This is a genomic window from Streptomyces sp. NRRL WC-3626 (assembly GCF_000718785.1).
Lineage (GTDB): Bacteria > Actinomycetota > Actinomycetes > Streptomycetales > Streptomycetaceae > Streptomyces > Streptomyces edwardsiae.
Genome location: NZ_JOCA01000001.1, coordinates 607,993 through 631,414 on the forward strand (window position 1 = coordinate 607,993; position 23,422 = coordinate 631,414).

General features: G+C 72.0%; 19 protein-coding genes. 12 read left to right on the forward strand and 7 right to left on the reverse strand.

Going from position 1 to position 23,422, the window contains the following annotated elements:
• Position 1: 1 nt before the first annotated feature.
• The 5 genes from IF28_RS0102530 to IF28_RS0102550 are packed head-to-tail and all read left to right on the forward strand — an operon-like array spanning position 2 to position 7,191.
• The gene (locus IF28_RS0102530; RefSeq protein ID WP_030213132.1) at positions 2-1,621 is read left to right on the forward strand and encodes a PfaD family polyunsaturated fatty acid/polyketide biosynthesis protein; all 1,620 of its coding nucleotides are present in this window, start codon (positions 2-4) and stop codon (positions 1,619-1,621) included.
• Positions 1,618-3,336: an acyl-CoA dehydrogenase gene (locus IF28_RS0102535; RefSeq protein WP_030213134.1), complete on the forward strand. Its 1,719-nt coding sequence runs from the start codon at positions 1,618-1,620 to the stop codon at positions 3,334-3,336. Before IF28_RS0102530 ends, IF28_RS0102535 begins: the two co-directional genes overlap by 4 nt.
• Positions 3,336-5,141, forward strand: a complete 1,806-nt coding sequence (locus IF28_RS0102540; RefSeq protein WP_030213136.1) for an acyl-CoA dehydrogenase family protein — start codon at positions 3,336-3,338, stop codon at positions 5,139-5,141. The genes IF28_RS0102535 and IF28_RS0102540 overlap by 1 nt, the downstream gene beginning before the upstream one ends.
• An 8-nt stretch (positions 5,142-5,149) precedes the next feature.
• The gene (locus IF28_RS0102545; protein WP_106981963.1) at positions 5,150-5,872 is read left to right on the forward strand and encodes a 4'-phosphopantetheinyl transferase family protein; all 723 of its coding nucleotides are present in this window, start codon (positions 5,150-5,152) and stop codon (positions 5,870-5,872) included.
• A 17-nt stretch (positions 5,873-5,889) separates the two neighbouring features.
• Positions 5,890-7,191, forward strand: a complete 1,302-nt coding sequence (locus IF28_RS0102550; RefSeq protein ID WP_030213141.1) for an NAD(P)/FAD-dependent oxidoreductase — start codon at positions 5,890-5,892, stop codon at positions 7,189-7,191.
• 6 nt (positions 7,192-7,197) lie between these two features.
• Here IF28_RS0102550 and IF28_RS0102555 read toward each other — a convergent pair whose 3' ends face one another.
• Positions 7,198-7,863, reverse strand: a complete 666-nt coding sequence (locus IF28_RS0102555) for a MerR family transcriptional regulator (RefSeq protein WP_030213144.1) — start codon at positions 7,861-7,863, stop codon at positions 7,198-7,200.
• 103 nt (positions 7,864-7,966) lie between these two features.
• Here IF28_RS0102555 and IF28_RS0102560 point away from each other — a divergent pair, with 103 nt between their 5' ends.
• The 7 genes from IF28_RS0102560 (at position 7,967) to IF28_RS0102590 (ending at position 16,867) form a co-directional block, all read left to right on the forward strand.
• Positions 7,967-8,389, forward strand: coding sequence for a DUF3291 domain-containing protein (locus IF28_RS0102560; protein WP_030213146.1), 423 nt, complete (start codon positions 7,967-7,969; stop codon positions 8,387-8,389).
• Between the two features lie 65 nt (positions 8,390-8,454).
• The gene (locus IF28_RS0102565; RefSeq protein WP_234324832.1) at positions 8,455-9,951 is read left to right on the forward strand and encodes an MFS transporter; all 1,497 of its coding nucleotides are present in this window, start codon (positions 8,455-8,457) and stop codon (positions 9,949-9,951) included.
• 95 nt (positions 9,952-10,046) lie between these two features.
• The gene (locus IF28_RS0102570; protein ID WP_051713582.1) at positions 10,047-11,261 is read left to right on the forward strand and encodes a sensor histidine kinase; all 1,215 of its coding nucleotides are present in this window, start codon (positions 10,047-10,049) and stop codon (positions 11,259-11,261) included.
• Positions 11,262-11,362: 101 nt separating this feature from the next.
• Entirely contained in the window at positions 11,363-11,983 is a 621-nt protein-coding gene (locus tag IF28_RS0102575; protein ID WP_030213153.1) for a response regulator, read from the forward strand.
• A gap of 166 nt (positions 11,984-12,149) precedes the next feature.
• Positions 12,150-13,895 carry a hypothetical protein gene (locus IF28_RS0102580; protein WP_030213155.1) on the forward strand — a complete coding sequence of 582 codons (1,746 nt, stop codon included), beginning with the start codon at positions 12,150-12,152 and terminating at the stop codon, positions 13,893-13,895.
• Positions 13,892-15,208 carry a hypothetical protein gene (locus tag IF28_RS0102585; RefSeq protein ID WP_051713583.1) on the forward strand — a complete coding sequence of 439 codons (1,317 nt, stop codon included), beginning with the start codon at positions 13,892-13,894 and terminating at the stop codon, positions 15,206-15,208. Before IF28_RS0102580 ends, IF28_RS0102585 begins: the two co-directional genes overlap by 4 nt.
• Before the next feature lie 3 nt (positions 15,209-15,211).
• Positions 15,212-16,867 (forward strand): nitrite/sulfite reductase, encoded by a 1,656-nt coding sequence (locus IF28_RS0102590; RefSeq protein WP_030213159.1) that lies wholly within the window; start codon positions 15,212-15,214, stop codon positions 16,865-16,867.
• Positions 16,868-17,254: 387 nt separating this feature from the next.
• Here IF28_RS0102590 and IF28_RS0102595 read toward each other — a convergent pair whose 3' ends face one another.
• The 6 genes from IF28_RS0102595 to IF28_RS0102620 form a co-directional block, all read right to left on the reverse strand.
• On the reverse strand, positions 17,255-18,145 hold the full coding sequence (locus tag IF28_RS0102595; RefSeq protein ID WP_030213161.1) for an ABC transporter permease: 891 nt from the start codon (positions 18,143-18,145) through the stop codon (positions 17,255-17,257).
• On the reverse strand, positions 18,132-18,863 hold the full coding sequence (locus IF28_RS0102600) for an ABC transporter ATP-binding protein (RefSeq protein ID WP_234324843.1): 732 nt from the start codon (positions 18,861-18,863) through the stop codon (positions 18,132-18,134). The genes IF28_RS0102595 and IF28_RS0102600 overlap by 14 nt, the downstream gene beginning before the upstream one ends.
• Positions 18,864-18,990: 127 nt before the next feature.
• Positions 18,991-20,082 carry an ABC transporter substrate-binding protein gene (locus IF28_RS0102605; RefSeq protein WP_030213165.1) on the reverse strand — a complete coding sequence of 364 codons (1,092 nt, stop codon included), beginning with the start codon at positions 20,080-20,082 and terminating at the stop codon, positions 18,991-18,993.
• Positions 20,079-21,404: a sulfate adenylyltransferase subunit 1 gene (locus IF28_RS0102610; protein WP_030213167.1), complete on the reverse strand. Its 1,326-nt coding sequence runs from the start codon at positions 21,402-21,404 to the stop codon at positions 20,079-20,081. Before IF28_RS0102610 ends, IF28_RS0102605 begins: the two co-directional genes overlap by 4 nt.
• Positions 21,404-22,315, reverse strand: coding sequence for a sulfate adenylyltransferase subunit CysD (cysD, locus tag IF28_RS0102615; protein WP_030213169.1), 912 nt, complete (start codon positions 22,313-22,315; stop codon positions 21,404-21,406). The genes IF28_RS0102610 and cysD overlap by 1 nt, the downstream gene beginning before the upstream one ends.
• On the reverse strand, positions 22,312-22,995 hold the full coding sequence (locus IF28_RS0102620) for a phosphoadenylyl-sulfate reductase (RefSeq protein WP_030213171.1): 684 nt from the start codon (positions 22,993-22,995) through the stop codon (positions 22,312-22,314). The genes cysD and IF28_RS0102620 overlap by 4 nt, the downstream gene beginning before the upstream one ends.
• Positions 22,996-23,422: the final 427 nt, after the last annotated feature.

The following is a 23,422-nucleotide window of genomic DNA, read 5'->3' on the forward strand; positions in this document are numbered from 1 at the left end:
CATGAGCACCACGTCCGAGACGCTCCGCTGGTACGGGGGCGGATATCCGAGTACGGAACCGGCCGGGATCCAGCAGGTCCTGGCCCAGGTGGAGCAGCCCTGCTTCATCGTGTCCACGCCGCAGGGCGTCGGCGCCGCCGCCGGCGGCACGGCGGCCGCGGGCGGGGACGGGCCGGCCGTGCTGGCCGCCGCCCCCGCGCTGCCGCCGCATCGGCTGGGTTCGGCCGCGTTCCGCGCCGCGCACGGAGTGCGGCAGTCGTACATGGCCGGCGCGATGGCGGGCGGTATCGCCTCCGCCGATCTGGTGATCGCGCTGGCCCGGCAGGGTTTCCTCGCCTCGTTCGGCGCGGCCGGTCTGCTGCCGAGGACCATCGAGGAGGCCCTGGCCCGCTTCGCCGCCGAGATCCCCGGACTGCCGTACGCCGTCAACCTCATCCACAGCCCCAGCGAGGAGCGGCTGGAGCGGGAGGCCGTCGAGCTGTTCCTGAAGCACAAAGTGCGCTGTGTCGAGGCGTCGGCCTTCCTGGGGCTGACCCCGCATCTGGTGCGCTACCGGCTGGCGGGGCTGCGCCGGGAGCCGTCCGGCCGGATCGTCGCCGAACACCGGGTCATCGCCAAGGTGTCCCGGTCCGAGACCGCCGAGCGGTTCATGCGTCCGGCGCCCACCGCGATGGTCGACGCCCTGCTGCGGGACGGATCGATCACCGCCGAGCAGGCACAGCTCGCCCACCATCTGCCGCTCGCCGACGACATCACCGTGGAGGCGGACTCCGGCGGGCACACCGACCGCCGCCCGCTGCCGGCGCTGTTCCCGGTGATCCTGCGGCTGCGCGACCAGATCCAGCACGAGCACCGCTACGCCGTCCCGGTCCGGGTCGGCGCGGCCGGCGGCCTCGGCACCCCGGCCGCCGTCGCCGCCGCCTTCACCATGGGCGCCGCCTATGTGGTGACCGGGTCCGTCAACCAGTCGTGCCTGGAGTCCGGCACCTCCGCGATCACCCGCGAGCTGCTGGCGCAGGCGGAGGTCACGGACTGTGTGATGGCACCGGCGGCCGACATGTTCGAGATGGGCGTCGAGCTGCAGGTACTGCGCCGCGGCTCGATGTTCCCGATGCGCGCCGCCCAGCTCTACCAGCTCTACCAGGCGTACGACGGCATCGACGCGCTGCCGCGGGCGCAGCGCGAGCGGCTGGAGTCACAGGTGTTCCGGCGTCCGCTGGACGACGTGTGGGAGGAGTGCGTCGCGTACTTCAGCCGGCGCGACCCCGACCAGCTGCGCCGGGCGGCCGACAGCCCCAAGCGGCGGATGGCCCTGGTGTTCCGCTGGTATCTGGGCATGGCGTCGCGCTGGGCGGTGACCGGGCAGCGGGACCGGGCCGCCGACTACCAGATCTGGTGCGGTCCCGCGATGGGCAGCTTCAACGCCTGGGTGTCCGGCAGTTATCTGAACACCCCGGAGAACCGGACGGTCGCCGACGTCGCCCACCATCTGATGCGGGGCGCCGCCTTCCACACCCGGACCGCCCAGCTCGCCACCGCCGGTGTCACCCTGCCGACGTCGGTGGCGGACTACCGCCCCGTGCCGCTGGAGCCGGCCGCGCTCACGGAGGCCGCCCGATGAACCGCGCGCCGGCCCCCGAGGAGGTCGAGGAGCTGCTCGGGGACCCCGGGGACCCGGGCAACCCGTACGGTTTCGCCGCGGCCGTCGCCCGTGACGAGGCGGACGCCCCTCCCGACGAGCTGTGCCGGACGCTGGTCTCGGCCGGTTTCCACCTCAACTACCTGCCGCGTGAGTGGGGCGGGGCGTTCGACACGTTCGACCGCGGACTGACCCTGGTACGGGCCGCCGCCCGCCGGGACGTGAACGTGATGCCGGGCACCATGTTCAGCATCATCGCCGCCACCTGCCTCCAGCTGCACGGCAGCGAGCGGCAGCGCGAGCGGGTGGCCCGCATCCTGACCGGCGGCGGCTCGGTGGGGTTCGCCCTGACCGAGGCCGCGCACGGCAGCGATCTGCTGGCGGGCGAGGTACGCCTCGACGGGGACGGGCGGCTGCACGGCGAGAAGTGGATGGTCGGCAACGGCCTGCGCTGTGACGCCCTCTACGTGGTCGCCCGCACCGGCGAGCGCGGGCCGGGCGCCTTCTCCGCCTACCTTCTGGACCCCGGCGCCGACGGACTGGTCCGCGAGCCCGCCCCGCGCACCGGCGGCATGCGGGGCGTGGACACCGCGCGGGTGCGCTTCGACGGGACACCGGTGCCCGAGGACGCCCTGGTCGGCAAGGCCGGCGAGGGTCTCGAGGTGGCGGTCCTCGCCCAGCAGGCCGTACGGCTGATGAGCATGGCGGGCAGTCTCGGCTGCGCCGACACGGCGCTGCGGCTGACGCTGGACTTCGCGGCCGGGCGCAAGGTGGCGGGAACGCCCCTCGTCGAGGCGCCGCACTCCCGCCGGGAGCTGGCCGTCGCCTCGGCGGCGCTGCTGGCGGCGGACGCGGTGGCGCTGGCCGCCGCCCGGGGTGTGCACGTCGTACCCGAGGCGTTCAGCGTGTGGGCGCCGGCCGCCAAGCATGTGGTGGCCGAGGCGTGCGAGGAGCTGGTGCGGCGCTGCGCCGCCGTCCTCGCCACCCGCTCGGTGCTGCGCGAGGGCGCGCCGGGCGCGGGACTGTTCCAGAAGCTGCAGCGCGACACGGCGGTGGTACGGGTGATCGACGCCAGCCCGCTGGCGAACCTGCGCTCCTACGCCGCCCAGATCCCCACCCTCGCCGGCCGGCAGGAACAGCCGGACCCGAACGTCCTCGAGCGGCTGTTCGACCTCGGGGCCGGGCTGCCGCCGTACGAGCCGACCCGGCTGGACCTGGTCGTGCGCGGCGCCGATCCCGTACTGACCGGGCTGCGCGGTATCGCCGGGCCGGTCCGGGCGCAGCTCGCCGATCCGCGCGCCGGGGCGCTGGTGCGCCGGGTGTCCGACGCCGTCGCCTCGCTCGGCGCCGAGGCCGCCTCGGCGCGCCGGCGCGGCGCCGACCCCAACGCCCTGGCCGACGTCGCCGAGCGCTACGCCTGGCTGCACGCCGCCGCCGCGTGCGTCCACCTGTGGTGGGCCAACCGGCACCGGCCGCTGTACGGCGGCGAGCCGGGCGATTCCGGCTGGCTGACCGCCGTCCTGTCCTTCCTGCTCGCCCGCGCCGCCGGCACCGACCCCCGCCGGCACGGCCCCGATCTGCTGCCCGCCCTCGACACCACGGACGCCCTGCGCCGGGGCAACCGGCTGATGACCGCGCTGCCGGTCCCCCTCGCGCCCGTCACCTCCCGCCCGTACGACCCGATGGAGACCTCCTGATGTCCCAGGCCGAGCTGACCGATCTGGCCCGACGGTTCGAGCAGTACCTCGGCGACCCGCACGACCCGGCGAGCCGGATGCCGTTCACCGCCGTGCTGGACCACGACGAGCACGACACCTTCCCGTACGCCTTCGTCGGCATGCTGCGCCGCTGGGGCTTCCTGGACTACGGTCTGCCGGCCGAGCAGGGCGGCAAGGCCGGCAATCCGGAGACCGGCTTCACCCTGATGCGGCTGGTGGCCCGCCGTGACGGCGCCACCGCGATCGCGCTCGGTCTGACGCAGGCCGCCTTCACCCCGGTGTGGATCGCCGGCACCGACGAGCAGAAGCGGCGCCAGATCGCCGACATCCACGGCGGTGTCGGCCTGTCCTGGGGGCTGTCCGAGGCCGCGCACGGCAGCGACCTGCTGAACAACGAGGTCGTCGCCGAGCGGGTGCCGGGCGGCTACCGGCTCACCGGTGAGAAGTGGCCGATCGGCAACGCCACCTACTCCGACCGCATGGTCGTCTTCGCCCGCACCGGGCCGCGCGGCGGCGCCGGGGACTACTCGATCCTCGTCGTCGACAAGTGGCGGGCCGAGGCGGAGACCGTACGCGAGACCCACCCGGTGAGGCAGCACGGTGTACGGGCCCTGGACCTCAGCGGGCTGCGGTTCGACGGCGTGTTCGTCCCCGACTCCGACCGGATCGGCGCCGAGGGGCAGGGCCTGGAGATCGCGCTGAAGACCAGCCAGACCGCCCGGCTGGTGATCCTCAGCCTCGCCCTGTCGGGGGTGGACACCTCGCTGCGTACGGCCCTGGAGTTCGCGCAGGACCGGGTGCTGTTCGACCGGCCCGTCGTGGACGTGCCGTACACCGGACGCCAGTTGGCCGAGTCCTTCGCCGAGCTGATGATCGCCGACGCGGTGTGCCTGGGCGCCGTCCGCAGCCTCCAGGCCTCCCCGGCCCAGGTGAGCGTGTGGTCGTCGGTGGCCAAGTACGTGGTGCCGACCCTGCTCGAGGAGACCCTGTCCCGGCTCAACGTGGTGCTCGGGGCCCGGGTGTTCCTGCGGACGCACCCGCGCTTCGGCATGCACCAGAAGATGCTGCGGGACCTCCTCGTCACCAACATGGCCGACGGCAACACGGTGGTGAACCTCCGCAACATCGGCCATCAGCTGCCCTCGCTGCTCCGGCAGGGCCTCACCGCCGACGCCGGAGTCCGTGCCGCGGCCGCGGAACGCGTGGCCGTGCTGTACGGCATGGACACCGAACTGCCCGTGTACCGGCCCGAGGAGCAGGAGCTCTCCAGCCGGGGCATGGACGACGCCGTCCTGGCCGCGCCCCACTCCCTGGAGCGGCTGCGGGCGCTCGCCGAGGAGGCCACCGACAAGGACCGGGACCGGCTGCTGCTGGCGGCCGGCATCGCGGAGGAACTCCTCGGCCGGCTGGACCCGTTGCGGGAGCGGCAGGACAGGCTGCAGGCGGAGCTCGGGCGCGGCTACGCCCACTCGGCGGAACTCTTCGACCTGGCGCAGGAGTACTGCCTGGTGCACGCGGCCGCCGCGTGCGTCCACACCTACGTCCACTCGCACGGGACCATGGCCGGTCCACTGCCCAGCGCGGCCCTCCTCGTGCTGCAACTGGAGCGGCTGCGCCTGCGGTTCGCCCCGTACGAGCCCTACCGGGACCCGGACGCGGCCGGTGAGGTGCTGGACGTGCTGGTGCGGCTGCACGCGGAGAACCGGCTGCTCTCCCACTGGCCGGTCACCCTGGCCGACCGGACCGCGCCCGACGGGGACGTCCGCGGCGCCGAGGCCCGCTGACACCCCCGATGGCCGACCTGTGGACGCTGCCCGAGGAACAAGTGCCCGAACTGGCGGACCGGTTGGGCGGCCTGGAGCTGCTGTCCGACGCGGAGCGGGCGCGGCACGACCGGCTCCGTACGCCGGGTGCGCGGCTGCGGTTCCTGGGCGGGCGGCTGCTGTGCCGGACGGCGCTCACCGTCCGCACCGGGCTGCCGGTGGACACCTGGCGTTTCGTCCGCACCCGCCACGGACGTCCCGAACTCGCGGACGGCCGCGGCGGTCTGCGCTTCAACCTGTCCCACACCGACGGCCTGATCGCCTGTGCGGTCACCCGGGGGCGGGCCTGCGGCGTCGACGTGGAACGGACGCCCTTCGACCGTGCCACGGCCGGCCCGCTGCGCGGCCGTTTCGACGACGCGCAGCGGGCGGCGCTGGACTCCGCCCCGGACCCGCTCCTCGCCCTGGGCGAGCTGTGGGTCCTGACCGAGGCCTATCTGAAGGGGCTGGGCACCGGACTGGCGCACGGGGTGCGGGGGACGCGGTTCGAGCCGTGCGGCTCCGGCCGGTTCACCGTGACCGACGCGCGGCGCCCGGACTCCGGCCGGCGCTGGCGCCTCGACCTGCTGCGTCCCGGCCCCGGCCATCTGCTGGCCGTCGCGGTGGACGGCGGCACGGCCCCGCCGCACCACCACGACCTGGGCGCGGACCCCGCGCCGCCCCGCCCCCCGACTCCCCGACCACCGTTGTGAACCCGGAAGGACCTCCCATGCCGCAGCACACCCCGCCGACCGTCGCCGTGATCGGTTCCGGCCCCGCCGGACTGTCCGCCGCCTACCATCTGCGCGACCGCGCCCGGATCACCGTCTTCGAACGCGAGAACCGCCCCGGCGGCCACGCCAACACCGTGGAGGTGGAGGAGAACGGCCGGGTGATCGGCCTGGACACCGCGTTCATCGTCTTCAACCGCCGTTTCTACCCGCAGCTGTGCGGCTTCTTCGACGACCTCGGCGTGGAGACCGTCGCCCACCCGGGCGGCTTCACCTTCTTCGACCTCGACAGCGGCCTGGAGTTCGGCACCGAGGAGCTGGAACTGGACGAGGCCGCCGTCGAGGCGCGCTACGCCGAGCGTCACCCCGGATTCCCGGACGTGTGGCGGGAGGTGCGCCGCTTCCACGAGGAGAGCCGGCGTGACTTCGCGCGCGGGCGCGCGGACATGTCGATGGGCGAGTACCTGGACCGGGGCGGCTACAGCCAGGAGTTCCGCCACTCGTACCTGATCATGCTCTGCTCGGCCGTCTGGTCGGTGCCCGCGGAGCTGGTCTGGGAGATGCCCGCCGCCACCGTGATCGCCTTCTTCGTCGGCCATGACGAGGGCGGCCTCGGCGGCCGGCGCGTCGACTGGCGCACGGTGGGCGGCGGTTCGATCTCCTACGTCCGCAAGGCGCTCGCCGCGACCGGCCCCGACCTGCGGGTCTCGGAGCCCGCCACCGCCGTACGACAGGACGCCGACGGGGTCACGGTGACCACCGCGTCCGGCACCACGACCTTCGACTACGCGGTTGTGGCCACGCACGCCGACGAGGCCCGCGCCCTCCTCGAGAACCCCACGCCCGCACAGGCGACGGCGCTGGAGGGGATCCGCTACAGCCGCTCCAAGGTGGTGCTGCACACCGACCCGTCGCTGATGCCGGCCGGCCGGGAGGGCTGGCTGGCCTGGAACTACGGCAAGGTCGCGGCGGACGGCGCGACCCGCTGCTTCGTCACGTACTACCTCAACCGGCTGCAGGACTTCACGGCGGAGCGGGACTACTTCGTCACCCTGGACCCGCCGCGTCCGGTGGACCCGGAGACGGTGATCGCCGAGTTCGACTACACCCACCCGGTGATCGACATGGCGCTGCGCGAGCGGCAGTCGATGATCCACGGGGCGAACGAGGGCACCCGGGTGAAGCTGGCCGGGTCCTACTTCCACTCCAAGGAGCTCGGACCGGACCTGATCGGCTCCCACGAGGCCGCGTTCTCCGCCGGGGCGGAGGCCGCCGGCCGGCTCATCGGCGAACTGTCCTGACCCGTCTCACGCCGTCTCTCCCCCGCCCGGGCTGCCGCTGAACAGGCGGGCGGACTTGTCCTCCTGGGCGAGGCGGCGCAGGGCCAGCAGGGCGGGTTCCAGCAACACCGAGACAAGAACGGCGCGTTCGGCCAGCTCCAGCAGGTCGGACGCGCCGTTCATCTGTTTGACGTCCAGCTCCGAGATGCGGTCCGTCAGCCGCGCGTACGGCAGCAGGGACTGCCAGCCGATGCCCGCGTCCACATCGGACAGCGCGTCCAGCACCTCGCCGAGGGTCTGGATGGCCGCCGTGCCCGGAGACACCTCCCAGCCCATCTCGGTGATCAGCCGGCGCGCGTCCGCGACACCTTCCGTGTCACCCCCGGCCGTCTCCTCCCGGTCCTGCTTCCGCAGCTTGGTGGCCGGCCGGGCGTCGATCACGATGCCGAAGATCTGGTGCAGGTCGCCCTCCTCGGTGATGGCGCCCAGGATCTCCCTGACCGCGCTCACCGACAGCCGCCGCACACCGACCAGGGTCCGGATCAGCCGCAGCCGCCGCAGATGCTCCTCGCCGTAGTCGGCCTGGTTGGCCGCCGTCGTCAGCTGTCCCTGGGGCAGCAGGCCATCCCGGAGGTAGTACTTGATCGTGGGGATGGACACCCCACTGCGGCGGCTGAGCTCCGAGATCTTCATCGAACTCCACTTACGTTCTAGTATCCACTGGATAACGGATAACGGATCGCGCTACTATCCATTATGAGCTTAGCCGGTCGTCTCCTGGAAGGTGGGTGTCGCGATGCCGACTCTCGGCTGGATCACCCCTCACCCCGCCCCTGCGAACACGCGCGTCTACGTCATGGCGTCGCGCTTTGAACTGAAGTCCCTGTCGGACGTGCCGAAGTTCCTGGTCCACTCCCTGCGCTCCTGGAGCCAGGTGAAGACCGCACACGGCGTGTACGGCGCCTCCCTCGTCGCACAGCCGCTGCGGCGCACCTTCTTCACCCTGTCGGCCTGGCAGGACCGCGACACGCTGTTCGCCTACGCGAAGACCGACCCGCATCTCACCTCGATGCGGGCGTCGCGGGCGGCCTGCCGGCGTTCGACCTTCGTCTACTGGGAGGCGGGCTCCGCGGAGCTGCCGATCAGCTGGGACGAGGCCAAGCGACGGCTCGACGCCAAGGCGCGCGAGGACGCCGCGCAAAGCGGCCACGCCGCCTGAATCCGCCCCACTCCACTCCCCTTCTCTCCCGCCCTCGCACGGGCCCGCACCATGGAGGTTTTGTCATGAGCACGATCAAGTCTGGGGAGGGCGGAGCCGTGCCTCGGCTCGCCGCCCGGGGCGCCGGGGAGAACCGGAGGCCCTTATGGGTGGTCATCGTCGCGTGCAGTCTGCCGATGTTCATGGTCGCGCTCGACAACCTGGTGGTGTCGACGGCGCTGCGGACCCTGGCCGTCGACCTGGAGGCGTCCACTCAGCAGCTGCAGTGGTTCGTCAACGCCTACGTCCTCAGCTTCGCCTGTCTGCTGCTGACCGGGGCGGCGCTGGGTGACCGGTTCGGCCGGCGCCGGGTCTTCGTGGCCGGCATCGCGCTGTTCACCCTGGCCTCGATCGGCTGCGGCCTCTCCGACAGCAGCGAGCAGCTCATCGTCATGCGTGCGCTGCAGGGCCTGGGTGCCTCGGCCGTGATGCCGCTGTCGCTGACCCTCCTCGCGGAGGAGGTTCCGGACAAGAAGCGCAACCTCGCCCTCGGCCTGTGGTCCGCGGTCAGCGGTATGGCCGTGGCCCTCGGTCCCGTGGTGGGCGGCGCGGTGGTCGACGGGCTCGACTGGCAGTGGATCTTCTGGATCAACGTCCCGGTGTGCCTGGTGGCCATCCCGCTGATCCTCGCCGTACTCCGCGAGAGCTCCCTGGACGGGACCCGGCTGGACCTGCTCGGCATGCTCCTCGCGACGGCGGGACTCCTCTCCATGGTCTGGGCGATCGTGAACGGCGAGGACAGGGGCTGGAGTTCGGGCATCATCCTGTCGGCGTTCGCCGGCGGTGTCGTCCTGCTGGCCCTGTTCGTGATGTGGGAGCGCCGGGCACCCCAGCCGCTGCTTCCGCTGTCGTTCTACCGCAAGCGGGCCTTCGTCTTCTCCAACCTGGTCTCCGCGACCATGTACTTCGGCGTTTTCGGGTCGATCTTCCTGCTGGCGCAGTTCTTCCAGATCGCCCCGGTACGCACCCCGCTGGAGGCCGGTGTGCTCACCCTGGCCTGGACCCTGATGCCGATGTTCGTGGCGCCGGTCGCCGGTGCCCTGACCGACAAGGTGGGCGGCGGACGGCTGATGGCGGCCGGTCTCTTCCTCCAGGCGATCGGACTGGCCTGGATCAATCTGGTCGCCTCCTCGGACACTCCGTACTCGCGTATGGTCGGCGCCATGATCGTCGCGGGTATCGGCATGGGCCTCGTCTTCGCCCCGACCGCGGCGGTGGTGCTGGGCTCGGTCGGACCGCAGTACCGCGGTAAGGCGTCGGGCGCCAACAACACCGTCCGTGAGATCGGCGGCGCCCTCGGCACCGCCATCCTGAGCAGTGTGTTCATGCACTACGGCGACGACCGCACCGCCCAGGGCTTCGTCGACGGCATGAAGCCGGGCATCTGGATCGGTGTCGCCGTGGTCCTGGTCGGCGCCCTGTGCGCCCTCGCGATTCCCCGCCCGCGGCCGGACCAGGACACCCCGGCCCCGGCGGGCGCGGGCCGGGAGAACGACCGGACTCCCAGCTCGGCGACCCCGTAGATCCGGCCGCCGTTCCTCCGGGAACGGCGGCAGGCCGGTGCAATCCGCTCGAAACCGCGAGGACGAACGTCGAATCGGGGGTCAGGGGATCTGTGATGCAGCTGAAGTCATCCTGTCGCGCCAACGGACTGTGCCAGCCGGGTGTCAGCCGACTGCTGGCGCTGCTGATCACGGCCACGCTCGCCGTGTCGGTCCTGGTCCACAGCTCGCTTCGGGACAGAACCCATCCCGCGACCGAGGTGGTGATGGTTCCGCTGCTGGCCGGAGTGCTGCTGGCGCTCCAGGTGGGCGTCTTCATCACCCAGCGCTCCGGCCGTGACGGCGGACCGGCCCGCAGAGCCGCCGTCGCGCTCGTCGGCCAGATCCTGGTCGTCGCGCTCTCCGCCGAGGTGCTCGACGTGGAGTTCTGCGTCCTGGCCGGCTATCTGGCGGGCACACTGCCCCTGGTACTGCAACCCCGGTACGCCTGGCCGCTGTTCGCCGTCGTGGTGATCACCGGTCCGCTCGCCGCCACCCGCGCGGACGGCTCGCCCGTCCACCTCGTCTCCATGGGCCTCGGACTCCTGGTCACGGGACTCATGGCCTTCATCCTCTCCAGCACCATGCTGATGGTCCGTCACCTACGGCAGTCCCGCGCGGACTTCGCGCGTGCCGCCGTCCAGAACGAGCAGTCCCGCTTCGCCCGCGATCTGCACGACCTGCTGGGCCACACCCTCTCGGCGCTCGCGATGCGCGCCGAGCTGCTGCACCGCACCTTCCAGTCCCGCCCCGAGCTGGCCGCCGCGCAGACCGACCAACTCCTGCGTACGGCCCGGCAGTCGATGGCCGAGGTCCGGATGGCCGTACGCGGCTACCGGGAACTGCCGTTGTTCAGCGAGGTGCGGGCCGCGGCCTCGCTGCTCGACACCGTCGGCATCGACGTCACGCTCCAGGTGACCGCGCTGCCGTCCCGCGGCGAGGCGGGCACCGCACTGTCCGCGGTTTTGCGGGAGTGTGTCACCAATATGCTCCGGCACAGTGACGTCTCCCGCTGCGCCGTCCTGCTGACCGCGGGACCCGGCACCGTACGGCTGGAGGTCGTCAACGACGGCGCCACCCGCGCGGGGCGCGGCTCCTCACCCGGCGGCGGCAGTGGCCTGGGCAATCTCCGCCAGCGGGTGACCGCCCTCGGCGGCACCCTGGAGAGCCGGCGCTCCCCCGGCGGGACCTTCCGGGTGGTCGCCGTCGTACCGTCCGCCACCCTGTCCGTACCGCCGGGAGCATCGGCGCATCTGCAAACCAGTCTGGGCAAACTGGCCAACGCGGCGTAACACCGCGCTTCCGCCGGAACACCGACCGCAGCTTTTCCGCGACATGTTCGCGCCTCGCATGTCTATGATTCTGGCCAAGGCCGGGACCATCTGCGGGGGGGATGTGTGTGATACGTGTTCTCTTGGCGGAAGATGTACAAATGGTGCGGGAGGCGCTCGCCGCACTGCTGGAACTCGAGGACGACATCCGGGTGGTGGCCGAGGTCGGTTCCGGGGAGGACGTCCTCGAGGCCGCCGAGGAGACCCGTCCCGACCTCGTGATCGTGGACGTGAACATGCCCGGCCTGGACGGCCTCACCGCGGCCGAGCGCTTACGCGACCAGTTACCCGACTCCCGCATCCTGGTGCTCACCGTGCTGGACGCGCCCAATGTGCTGCGCCGCGCGCAGGACGTGCGGGTCGACGGCTACCTCGTCAAGAACGCGCCGGTGGAGCATCTCGTCAAGGCCGTACGCCGGATCATGGCAGGCGAACGCGTCATCTCACCGGAGCTGGCGCTGGCCGCCTGGGAGGGCCAGGCGAGTCCGCTCACGGCACGCGAGGCCGACGTACTGCGGCTCGCCGCGGCCGGGGCGGAGACGGCCGAGATCGCCGAGCATCTGCATCTGTCACCGGGCACCGTGCGCAACTACATGACGACCATCGTCGCCAAACTCGACGCGCGTAACCGTCTGGACGCCATCCGTATCGCCCGTGACGCGGGCTGGCTCCTCAACTCCTGACATCCCGGGGGCACGTGAAACACCTGAAACGCGGCACTCGCGAACTCCCGGAAAACGGCCGGAAGTCGCACCCGATCGCAGCGTCAGTGGCACGTCAGCGGGCTCTGGGAAGGTACCGGCGCCAGTTGGAACACCACCATCGCTCCGCGAGAGGAGCATCCGCGACGTGCGACGATTCAGCCTCGGACGGCCGGGCAGAGCATCCCGCCTGGCCGTCTGTCTCACGACAGCCGGCCTGACCGCAGCCCTGCTGACAGGATCCGGCAACGCCACCGCATCACCCGAACCCGAGCGGACGACGTCGAAGTTCAAGGGCAACGACGGCGTCACCTACACCGCCACCAACAACCTGCTGCCCTCCGCCGGCGGGCGGGGGCGCGAGTGGATGCTCACCTGGGCCGGCTCGGCGGACCCCGCCAAGCCCGACTTCCTCGCCGTCGTCGACGCCACCCGCGACTCGCGGACCTACGGCGAGGTCGTCAACACCGTCACCCTGGGCCCGGGCCTGTCCAACGAGGCCCACCACATGCAGTACGTGTGGCACAAGGGCGACCGCCTCTTCGCGGGCGGCCTGCTGGCGGACACCGTCTTCGTCTTCGACACCAAGGCGCTGCCGGCCCTGAAGCTGGTCGGCGTGAACTCGACGGTCGACACCCCCTGCGGCACCGCGCCGGACGCCTTCCAGGTGCTGCGCGACGGTACCGCGTACGCCACCTACCTCGGCGGACCCGACGTGCCCGGCCCCTGTACCTACACCAACGGTGAGGTCCGGGAGGGCAACGGCGCGGCCGGGTCGCCCGGCGAGATCGTCCGCATGGACGAGAACGGCCAGACGATCGCCGAGATCCCCGCCGCCCTCGCCGAGGGCGAGGACCCCGAGCAGTGCGGCAACGTGCCGAAGCTGTCGAAGGCCACCTGTGCCAACCCGCACGGCATCATGGTCAGCGAAGAGCGCAACATCATGGTGGCGAGCGACTTCGTCGAGGCCCGGCACTTCCTGAGCCCCAAGCTGCCCGACCAGGCGAGCCTGGCCCGCCAGACGGTCCGCGTCTGGGACATCACCAACCGGGACGACCCCGAGCTGCTCTCCGTCAGCAAGATGCCCGACGGACCCCGCGCCGCGCGCGAGGACGAGAAGATGTGGCACGAGTCCCGGGTCGTCATGGAGCCGGCGCTGCCCCACAAGAAGCACCACAAGGGCGCCTTCGCCTCGTCCATGCTGGGCGGAGCGATCTTCTACGCCCCGGACGTGACCGTGCCGAACCCCGAGTGGCGGGAGGTCTTCGACGACACCACCGCCTACCGCAAGGCCGGCGCCGACCGGGACGTCACCGGCGCGGGCGACGCGGGAAGCTGGCTGATGGTCAGCCCCGACGACCGCTATCTGTTCCACACGGTCATGGGCCAGTCGACGCCGTACGGCGCCCCGCTCGACAAGACCACGGGCATGGTCTACGTCCTGGACATCCGCAAGCTGCTGGCCGCGGGCGACAACCCCAAGTGCGACATCGACACGATCCACGAGGCCTACCGCGGCGGCCACGAGCGGGACTGCCCGGCGGTCACCTCCGCGATGCCGATCCGCGACACCACCGACGGCGGCCCGCACTGGGGCGCCATGGACAACTTCAAGCAGGTGCGCGGCGGTCACTACAAGGAGACCGAGCAGATCAGCCGTATCGCCACCTCGAACTACTTCATCGCCGGCTCCTTCAGCGGCGACGGCAACCACGAGGTCTGCATGTACGACCTCGGCAAGTCGGGCAAGCTGCGCCAGGACACCCGGTTCCGTGACGAGAACACCGGGAAGCCCTGCGTGGACTTCGACCGTACGTCGTGGCCGCACGGCGACACCGGTCCTGCCCGCCCGCACGGGATCCTGTTCACCGTCAGCGACAGCGTCCTGAAGTGACCGGGTCCACCGAGACCCAGGTGCCCTCCGCCATTCCCCCGGGCGGTGGGCACCTGGCCCATGTTCAGGAGTCGTCGGCCGGGGGAACACTGCCGCTGCTCGCACTCGCCGCCGTCATCGGGCTGGTGTGCGTCGGATTCCTGGTCCGGCGCAAGACGCTGCCGCGCCCGTATCTCTTCGCCTCCGGCGCGCTGTGCGTCCTGGTGATCTCGTTCGTCCTGGGCGCGGCGCTGCGCCCGGTGGACGCGCCGGACCGTACGACGGCGCACGGCGGCACGGCGCACGGCGAGGCCGTGGCGGACCGGCCGTCCCCGCCCGGGACGCCGGTGCTGCGGACGCTGCATCTGGGCGGCAAGCAGGTCGGCGTCCTGGTGGTGCCCGGCCGTCCCGGCCGCAATCTGGTGGGGATCGGCGCGGCCGACGCGAAGGCCGCGGCCGACGGCGACGCTCCGCGGGAGGGGCGTCGGCAGCCGGGCAGCGCCCAGACCTGGGTCTCGGTGGACCTGCCCGAGGGCAGCAGCACCCTGCGGGTGTCCGCGGGCGGCGCGAACGGATCGCTGACCGTCGACACCGGGAGCGGCCGTACGGCGGCGCCGCGGGCGCTGACGACCGCCGACGCGCCCGAATGCGCCGCGTCGGCGGCCGGGGCGCTCGTCGCCGGCGAGAACCGGCCGCTCACCGCCTGCCCGTCCGACACGCTCACCGCCGAGGACGCGGACGCGCTGCGCGCCATGGTCCGCTTCCTCGCCGGCCGTGACGTCCCGGCCCTGGGCCTGGTCTCCGACGAGTCGCCGCGCGGCCAAAAGGCCGCCGCCGCGGTCCGTGCGCAGGCCCGGCAGGAGGGCATCACCGTCACCGGTCCCGGCAAGGACCGCCCGGTGATCGTCACGTCCGGGTGGGCCGGGGCCACGGAGGTCGCCGACGCCGTGGAGGGCGGGACGACCCGCGCCCAGGGCGTCTATCTCGCCCCCTGGCTGCTGGCCCGTTCGGTGCTCACCCCGAGCGCCGGCCAGCTGATACCGCTGCGTTTCACCCCGCGTACGAAGGAAGCCATGGAGTACACCGAGGCGCTGGCCGCGCGGCTGCCCGGCGAGTACCCGTCCGGCAGCGGCTACACGGCCTGGCAGCGGGCCCGCGGCGAGGAGCCGGCCCCGCAGCCCCGGCTCTACGCCGCCTCCACCGCCTACGTGCCCGGAACCATGATCTCCGCGGACGGTGGGGACACCGGCGGCCACCAGCACGGAGCGTCCGGTGCCGACTGGCTGCCGTCGGGAATGATCTCGCCGGTCAGCGGCCCGATGAGGGAGGGATGAGCGATGACCCGGGACCGCAAGCGCGTCGACGGCCAGTGGGCACTCGGCGAGCGGGAACCACTGAACGACAACGAACGCTTCAAGCAGGCGGAGGATCCGCTGCTGGTGCGGGAGCGCATCGAGAAGGTCTACGCACGGGAGGGCTTCGCCTCCATTCCGTCCGACGATCTGCGGGGCCGGTTCCGCTGGTGGGGGCTCTACACGCAGCGGCGACCCGGCATCGACGGCGGGCGCACCGCGACCCTCGCCCCGGAGGAGCTCGACGACGAGCACTTCATGCTCCGGGTGCGCGTCGACGGGGGCGGGCTGAACGTCGCCCAGCTGCGTGAGATCGCGGCGCTGTCCACCGAGTTCGGGCGGGACACCGCCGACATCACCGACCGGCAGAACATCCAGTTCCACTGGATCCGTATCGAGGACGTGCCGGAGATCTGGCGCAGGCTCGAGGCGGTGGGGCTCTCCACCACGGAGGCGTGCGGGGACTGTCCACGCGTCATCCTGGGCAGCCCGGTCGCCGGGGTGAGCGCCGACGAGGTGCTGGACGCCACCCCCGCGATCCGGGAGATCACCGAACGGTTCATCGGTGACCCGGAACTGTCCAATCTGCCGCGCAAGTTCAAGACGTCCGTCTCCTGGCTGCCCGACGTCCCCTTCCAGATCCACGACGTGTCCTTCCTCGGTGTGGAACACCCCGAGCTGGGGCCCGGGTTCGACCTGTGGCTGGGCGGCGGCCTGTCGACCGCCCCGCGGCTGGCGGACCGGGCCGGCGCGTGGGTGCCGCTCGCCGAGGTGCCCGAGGTGTGGGCGGGGGTGGTCGGCCTCTTCCGCGACTACGGCTACCGGCGGCTGCGCAACCGGGCCCGGATGAAGTTCCTCGTCGCCGACTGGGGGGTGGAGCGGTTCCGGGAGGTGCTGGAGAAGGAGTACCTCGGACGGCGGCTCGCCGACGGCCCCGCTCCGGTGCTGCCGGCCTCGCCGGTCGACCACATCGGTGTGCACAAGCAGCGGGACGGGCTGTACTACGTGGGTGCGGCGCCGGTGGTCGGCAGGGTCTCCGGCACCCGGCTGGCCGCGCTCGCGGACGCCGCCGAGGCGCACGGTTCGGACCGGGTGCGGCTGACGCCGTACCAGAAGGTGCTGGTCCTCGACGTGGCGGACCCGGAGCCGCTGGTCCGCGACCTCGAGGCGCTCGATCTGCGGGTGGACGCCTCGCCGTGGCGGCGGGCCACGATGGCGTGCACGGGTCTGGAGTACTGCAAGCTCGCGATCGTCGAGACGAAGGCCCGTGCCGCGGAGCTGGTGACCGAGCTGGAACGGCGGCTCGGGGACCAGCGGGCGGACATCACCATCAACCTCAACGGCTGCCCGAACGCGTGCGCGCGCACGCAGGTCGCGGACATCGGCCTGAAGGGCCAGCTCCTCCCGGGCCCCGACGGCACGCAGGTGGAGGGCTTCCAGGTGCACCTGGGCGGCGCGCTCTCCCTCTCCCAGGAGGACGAGGCGGCCTTCGGCCGCAAGCCCCGAGGCGTCAAGGTCCTGGCGACCGACCTCCCCGACTTCGTGGAGAACCTGGTCCGCACCTACCGCAGGGAGCGCGCCGACGAGTCGGAGTCCTTCACGCAATGGCTGACCCGGGCCGAGGACTCGACCTTCTCCTGACCCACCCCGAAGGCGCCCCCGGCCTCACCTCAGGTGAAGCCGGGGGCGCCTCCGCACACCCCCACCCAGCCCTCTCCGCCCCCGCTCCCCGCTCCCCGCTCCCGCGGGCAATCGTGCCGCAGGGCGGCACGGGTGGGCGCGACGGCACCCCGCAAGCGCCGGGCCGCGCGAACACCCCCCGCCCCGCACCAACGTGCCGGCACCCGGTCAAGCACCGGCACAGGACACCGCACCGTAACGCACGTACGGCCCCCGCCGACCACCCGCGACCGGGCGGCAAGACGAAGGCCGTACATGGTGTTACCGAAGGCGGCCGCAGGCCACGATGCATCGACCGCACCGCGCTCCCGCGCCGCAACAACTACGACCCCACGGCCGCCCTCGGGCTCAACGCAACCCGCGACTGCGCAGCACCCTGCGCTCCAGCGGGCTGAAGACCAGCAGATCGATCAGCACCCCGACAGCCAGAATCAGCAGGATCCCGAAGAACACCCCCGGCAGATCGATCGCCTCCCGGGAGTTCGCCAGATACCGCCCCAGCCCGACCCCGAGATCCGGCGACGACGCGATCAGCTCCGTCGCCATCAGCGACCGCCACGAGAACGCCCACCCCTGCTTCAGCCCCGCCGTGTACCCCGGCAGCGCCGCCGGCAGCACGATGTACCGCGCCCCGCGCAACCCCGTCGCCCCGATCGTCCGCCCGGCCCGCAGATACAGCGGCGGCACCTGGTCGATGCCCGACACCAGCCCCACCGCGATCGACGGCACCGCCCCGAGCAGGATCACCGTGTACATCGCCGCGTCGGTCAGCCCGAACCACATGATCGCCGCCGGCACCCATGCCACGGACGGCAGGGACTGCAGCCCGGACAGCACCGGTCCCAGCGCCGCCCGCACGAACGGCACCCGCGCCACGACCAGTCCCAGCGGTGTCCCGATGGCGAGCGCGGCCAGGAATCCGAGCAGCCCCCGTTCCAGGCTGGTCCACACGATCTCGAAGAGGGTCCCCTGCCGCCACAGCGTGAGGAAGCTGTCCCCGACGGCCCGCGGCCCCGGCAGCCGCTCCTCGGACACCAGCCCCCCGGCGTGCACCAGTTGCCATGCCACCAGGACGAAGGCGGCCCCCAGCAGAGGCGGTGCCACCTTCTGCCGCAGCACCTGCCCCACCGGCGTCCGGGACACGGGCACCGATTCCAGCGAGTCCAGCCCCGCTTCCAGTCCCGCGAGTTCCTCGTCGGCGCCGGCCGGTTTCGCCGTACGGATGTCAGTGCCGCCCATGGCGCCGGATCTCCTTCCGCAGCTGGTCGGTGATCTCGGCGGACAGTTCGGCCACCGTGGGGTCCTCGATACGACGCGGCTGCGGCATGCCGATGGTCCACTCGCGGGCGATCCGGCCGGGCCGGCACGACAGCAGCACGACACGCTGCGCCAGCCGTACCGCCTCGCGCACGTTGTGGGTGACGAACAGGACGGAGACTCCCGTCTCCTGCCAGATCCGGGTGAGCTCCTCGTGCAGGACGTCACGGGTGATGGCGTCGAGCGCGGCGAACGGCTCGTCCATCAGCAGTACTTCGGAGTCCTGCGCGAGGGCGCGGGCGAGGGCGACGCGCTGCCGCATACCGCCGGAGAGTTCGTGGACCCGCTTGCCGTACGCGTCCTGCAGCCGTACCAGGCCGAGGAGTTCCTCGGCCCGGGCCCGGCGTTCGGGCCGGGACACTCCCCGCAGCCTGAGCACCAGTTCGATGTTCTTGCCGGCCGTGAGCCAGGGGAACAGGGCGTGTTCCTGGAACATCAGGGCGGGCCGCCCGCCGGTGACCTCGATCCGGCCGGAGGTGGGTTCGTCGAGCCCGGCCACCAGGTTGAGCAGGGTGGACTTGCCGCAGCCGGACGCCCCGAGCAGGCAGATGAACTCGCCCGGCGCGACGTCGATGCTGATGTCCTGGAGTACGGTCTGGACGCCCTCGGGCCGGACGAAGGACTTGTGGGCGCCGACCACACGGACGGCCGGGGTGCGGGGTGCGAGGCCGGCCGCGCCGGACGCGGCGTCCTTCACCGTGATCGTTGTCGGATGCACTGGGGTCAACTCCTGGGTGCGGGTACGGCGGTCGGCGCGCTGCCGGGCCTCATGACACTCCGAGCCCGGCGTCGTCGGCGGGCGGCCGGCCCTCGTCCGCGCGGATCGCGTCGAGCGTGCCGAGGTCGTAGATGCCGTGCAGGTCGGGCCGTTCCATCAGCCCTGCGCGGACGGCGTGTTCGGCCTGGGTGCCGAGGGTGCCGGCCAGGGGGTCGTCGGTGAACGTGAGGGACGGCCAGGCGCCGTCGATGATCTCGTCCGGCAGTGCCTTCCCGGTCAGTGCCTTCAGTGCCTCGTTGGTGGAGTCCTTCGCCCGGCCGGGTTCCGCGTTGATCCACGCGTTGGTGCGCACCGATCCGCGCACGACCGCCTCGACGACGTCGGGGTGCTCCGTCAGGAAACGCTGCGACACCACGAGGTTGGTGATCACGAACTTCCGGTCCGGCCACAGGCTCGACTCGTCGAGCAGTACCTTCGCGCCCTCGGCGACCAGCAGGGAGGCCGTCGGCTCGGGAACCCAGGCCCCGTCGATGGAGCCGGACTTGTAGGCGGAGGGCGCCAGTTTGTTGTCGGTGCGCACCACGGACACGTCGCCGCGTCCGGAGGCCGGGTCCACCTTCCAGCCCTGCCGGGCGATCCAGTCGAGCAGGGCCACGTCCTGCGTGTTGCCGAGCTGGGGGCTGGCGATGCGTTTGCCCTTGACGTCGGCGGCCGTTTCGATCTTCTTCGGGTCGACGACGAACCTGACCCCGCCGGAGGTGGCCCCGGCGACGATGCGCAGGCTCTTCCCGTGCGACCGGGTGTAGCTGTTGATCGCCGGGGACGGGCCGATCCAGGCGAGGTCGACGGAGCCGGAGGTCAGTGCCTCGATCGCGGCGGGGCCCGCGTTGAACGTGGTCGCCGACAGTCTCGTACCGCCGAGTTCCCGCTGGAGGATGCCCTCGTGCACGCCGACCAGGGCGGTGGCGTGCGTGAGGTTGGGGAAGTGGCCGACCCGTACCTCGTCCACGGACAGCTTCGGGCCCGAGGGCTCGACGTCGGCGCCGGTGTCGACGCGCTCGGACCCGTAGCCGCAGCCGGCGACGACGGCCAGGGCGAGCAGTGCCGCCACGACCGTACGCAGGCGTCCCGCACCGCTCATGCGCCGGGCCCTCCGGGGGCGCGTGCGGCGAAGGACTCGCCGGCCATGCCCGCGGTCAGGGTCGCCCCGTCGGCCGGGTCGATCAGCAGGAACGAGCCGGTACGGCGGGAGACGACGTACGGGTCCAGGGCGATCGGCTCGGCGGTGCGGACCCGGATCCGGCCGATGTCGTTGGCGACCAGCCGCCCGGGGTCGGGGTGCCGGCTGAGCGGGTCGAGCGTGACCCGGCTCTCTATCTCCCGCACCACCGCCTGGACGGTCCGGGTGGTGTGCTTGAGCAGCACCTTGCGGCCCGGGACGAGCGGCTGGTCGACCAGATGGCAGACCGTGGCCTCGAACTCCCGTGTCACCGTGGGCGCGGACCCGGCGGGCGCGATCAAGTCACCCCGGGAGACGTCGAGATCGTCGGCGAGCAGCACGGTCACCGACTGCGGTGCGCGGGCCGACTCGACCCGCTCGCCGAGGAGATCGATGCCGCTGACGACCGACCGGCGGCCCGACGGCAGGACGACGACGTCCTGTCCGACGTGCAGGCTGCCGGAGGCCATCAGCCCGGCGTAACCCCGGTAGTCGGGGTGGTCGGCGGTCTGCGGCCGGATGACGTACTGCACGGGGAACCGGCCGGGGGCGTGCGCCGGTTCGGCCGTGACCCGTACGGTCTCGAGGTGTTCCAGCATGGTGGGGCCGCCGTACCAGTCCATGTGCGCGGACGGCGCGACCACGTTGTCGCCGTTGAGGGCGGAGATGGGGACGGCGGTGACGCTCTGGACGCCGAGTTCCTTCGCGTAGCCGGTGAACTCGGCGGCGATGTCCGCGAAGACGGACTCGGCGTGGCCGACGAGGTCCATCTTGTTCACCGCGAGGACCACGTGCGGAACCCGCAGCAGGGCGGCGACGGCCGCGTGCCGCCGGGTCTGTTCGACGACGCCGTGCCGGGCGTCGACCAGGACGATCACCAGTTCCGCGGTGGACGCCCCGGTGACCATGTTCCGGGTGTACTGCACATGCCCGGGGGTGTCGGCCAGGATGAAGCTGCGCCGGGCGGTGGCGAAGTAGCGGTAGGCGACGTCGATGGTGATGCCCTGCTCGCGTTCGGCGCGCAGTCCGTCGGTGAGCAGCGCCAGGTCGGGCGTCTCCTGACCGCGTGAGCGGGAGGCACGTTCGACGGCCTCCAACTGGTCGGACAGCAGCGACTTGGAGTCGTGCAGCATCCTGCCCACGAGGGTGGACTTGCCGTCGTCGACGGAGCCGGCGGTGGCGAACCGCAGCAGGGTGGCGTCGGGTGCGGCGGTGCCGTGGTGGTGCTCGGTGCCCAGTGTCATCAGAAGTATCCCTCGCGCTTACGGTCCTCCATCGCGGCCTCCGACATACGGTCGTCCGCGCGGGTCGCGCCGCGCTCGGTGAGCCGTGACGCCGCGATCTCCGTGATCACCGCGTACGGGTCGGCGGCGTCGGACTCGACCGCGCCGGTGCAGGACATGTCGCCGACGGTGCGGTACCGCACGGTCCGCGTCTCCACCGGCTCGCCGTCCTTGGGCCCGCCCCAGTCGCCCGCGGTCAGCCACATGCCGCCGCGCAGGAAGACCTCACGTTCGTGGGCGTAGTAGATGGAGGGGACCTCGATCTTCATACGGGCGATGTACTGCCACACGTCCAGCTCGGTCCAGTTGGACAGCGGGAACACGCGCACGTGTTCGCCGGGGGCGTGCCGGCCGTTGTAGAGCTGCCAGAGTTCCGGCCGCTGCCGGCGCGGGTCCCAGCCGCCGAACTCGTCCCGGAGGCTGAACACCCGTTCCTTGGCGCGGGCCTTCTCCTCGTCCCGGCGCCCGCCGCCGAACACGGCGTCGAAGCGGTGGGTGTGGATGGCCTCGACGAGCGGCGCCGTCTGCAGGGGGTTGCGGGTGCCGTCGGGGCGTTCCCTGAGGAGTCCGCGGTCGATGTGGTCCTGCACGGAGGCCACGTGCAGCCGCAGTCCGTGCTCGGCGACGGTGCGGTCGCGGTAGTCGAGCACTTCGGGGAAGTTGTGCCCGGTGTCGACGTGCAGCAGTGAGAACGGCAGCGGCGCCGGCGCGAACGCCTTCAGCGCCAGGTGCAGCATGAGGATGGAGTCCTTGCCGCCGGAGAACAGGATGACGGGGCGCTCGAACTCCCCCGCCACCTCACGGAAGATGTGCACCGCCTCGGATTCGAGTGCGTCCAGATGCCGTACGGGGATGTCTGTCTCGGTCGTCATGTGTGGAGTCCGCATTCCGTCTTGGCGCTCCCGGTCCAGCGGCCGGCCCGGGCGTCCTCGCCCGGGAGCAGCCGCCTGGTACAGGGTGCACAGCCCACTGAGCCGTAGCCGTCCGAGAGCAATGGGTTGACCAGCACTCCGTGTTCGGCGATGTACGTGTCCACGTCCTCGCGGGTCCACCGGGCGATGGGCGACACCTTCACCTTCTGCCGCCCGGCGTCCCAGTCGACCACCGGTGTCCCGGCGCGTTCCGGCGAGTCGAACCGGCGCAGCCCGGTGACCCAGGCGTCGTAGCGTGCCAGCCCTTCCTCCAGCGGCTGGACCTTGCGCAGGCCGCAGCACCGGTCGGGGTCGCGGCGGTGCAGTTCGGGTCCGTACTCGGCGTCCTGTTCGGCGACCGTCTGCCGGGGCAGCAGGGTGACCAGGTTGACGTCGAGGACGGCTTCGACCGCGTCGCGGGTGCCGATGGTCTCGGGGAAGTGGTAGCCGGTGTCGAGGAAGACGACGTCCACTCCCGGCGCGACCCGCGCGGCGAGGTGCGCCACCACGGCGTCCTCCATCGAGGATGTGACGCACAGGCGTGAGCCGAAGGTGTCCACGGCCCAGCGCAGGATCTCCAGCGCCGGTGCCTCTTCCAGCTCCGTCCCGGCCCGGATCGCCAGTTGCTGGAGTTCGTGCATCTAAGAGCCCTCTCGATACGTCCCCGGGCGAGGAGCCGAGGAAAGACAGGTGGAGAGCGCGCGTCCAGGCCTCACCGGGCTGTTGAACGGCAGGCGCAGGCTAACCGGGCGGACGGACACGTCGCTGACACCGCACTGACCCCACCCCTCGAGCCCCGGTGGGCCGTCCCGTGCCCAGCCCGTCGTCAGCGTTCCGTCAGCGGGTGCTGCCAGCATCCGGGCTTCGAAGGTGCCCGCGAGCGAGTAGAGAAGAGGCTCCGACATGGTGTCCACGGGAGCATCGGCGAGCCGGGCCCCCGGCACGGCGGAGGTCCGCCGGCTGGACCGGGTGATCATCAGGTTCGCGGGGGACTCGGGTGACGGTATGCAGCTCACCGGTGACCGTTTCACCTCGGAGACCGCGTCCTTCGGCAACGATCTGTCGACG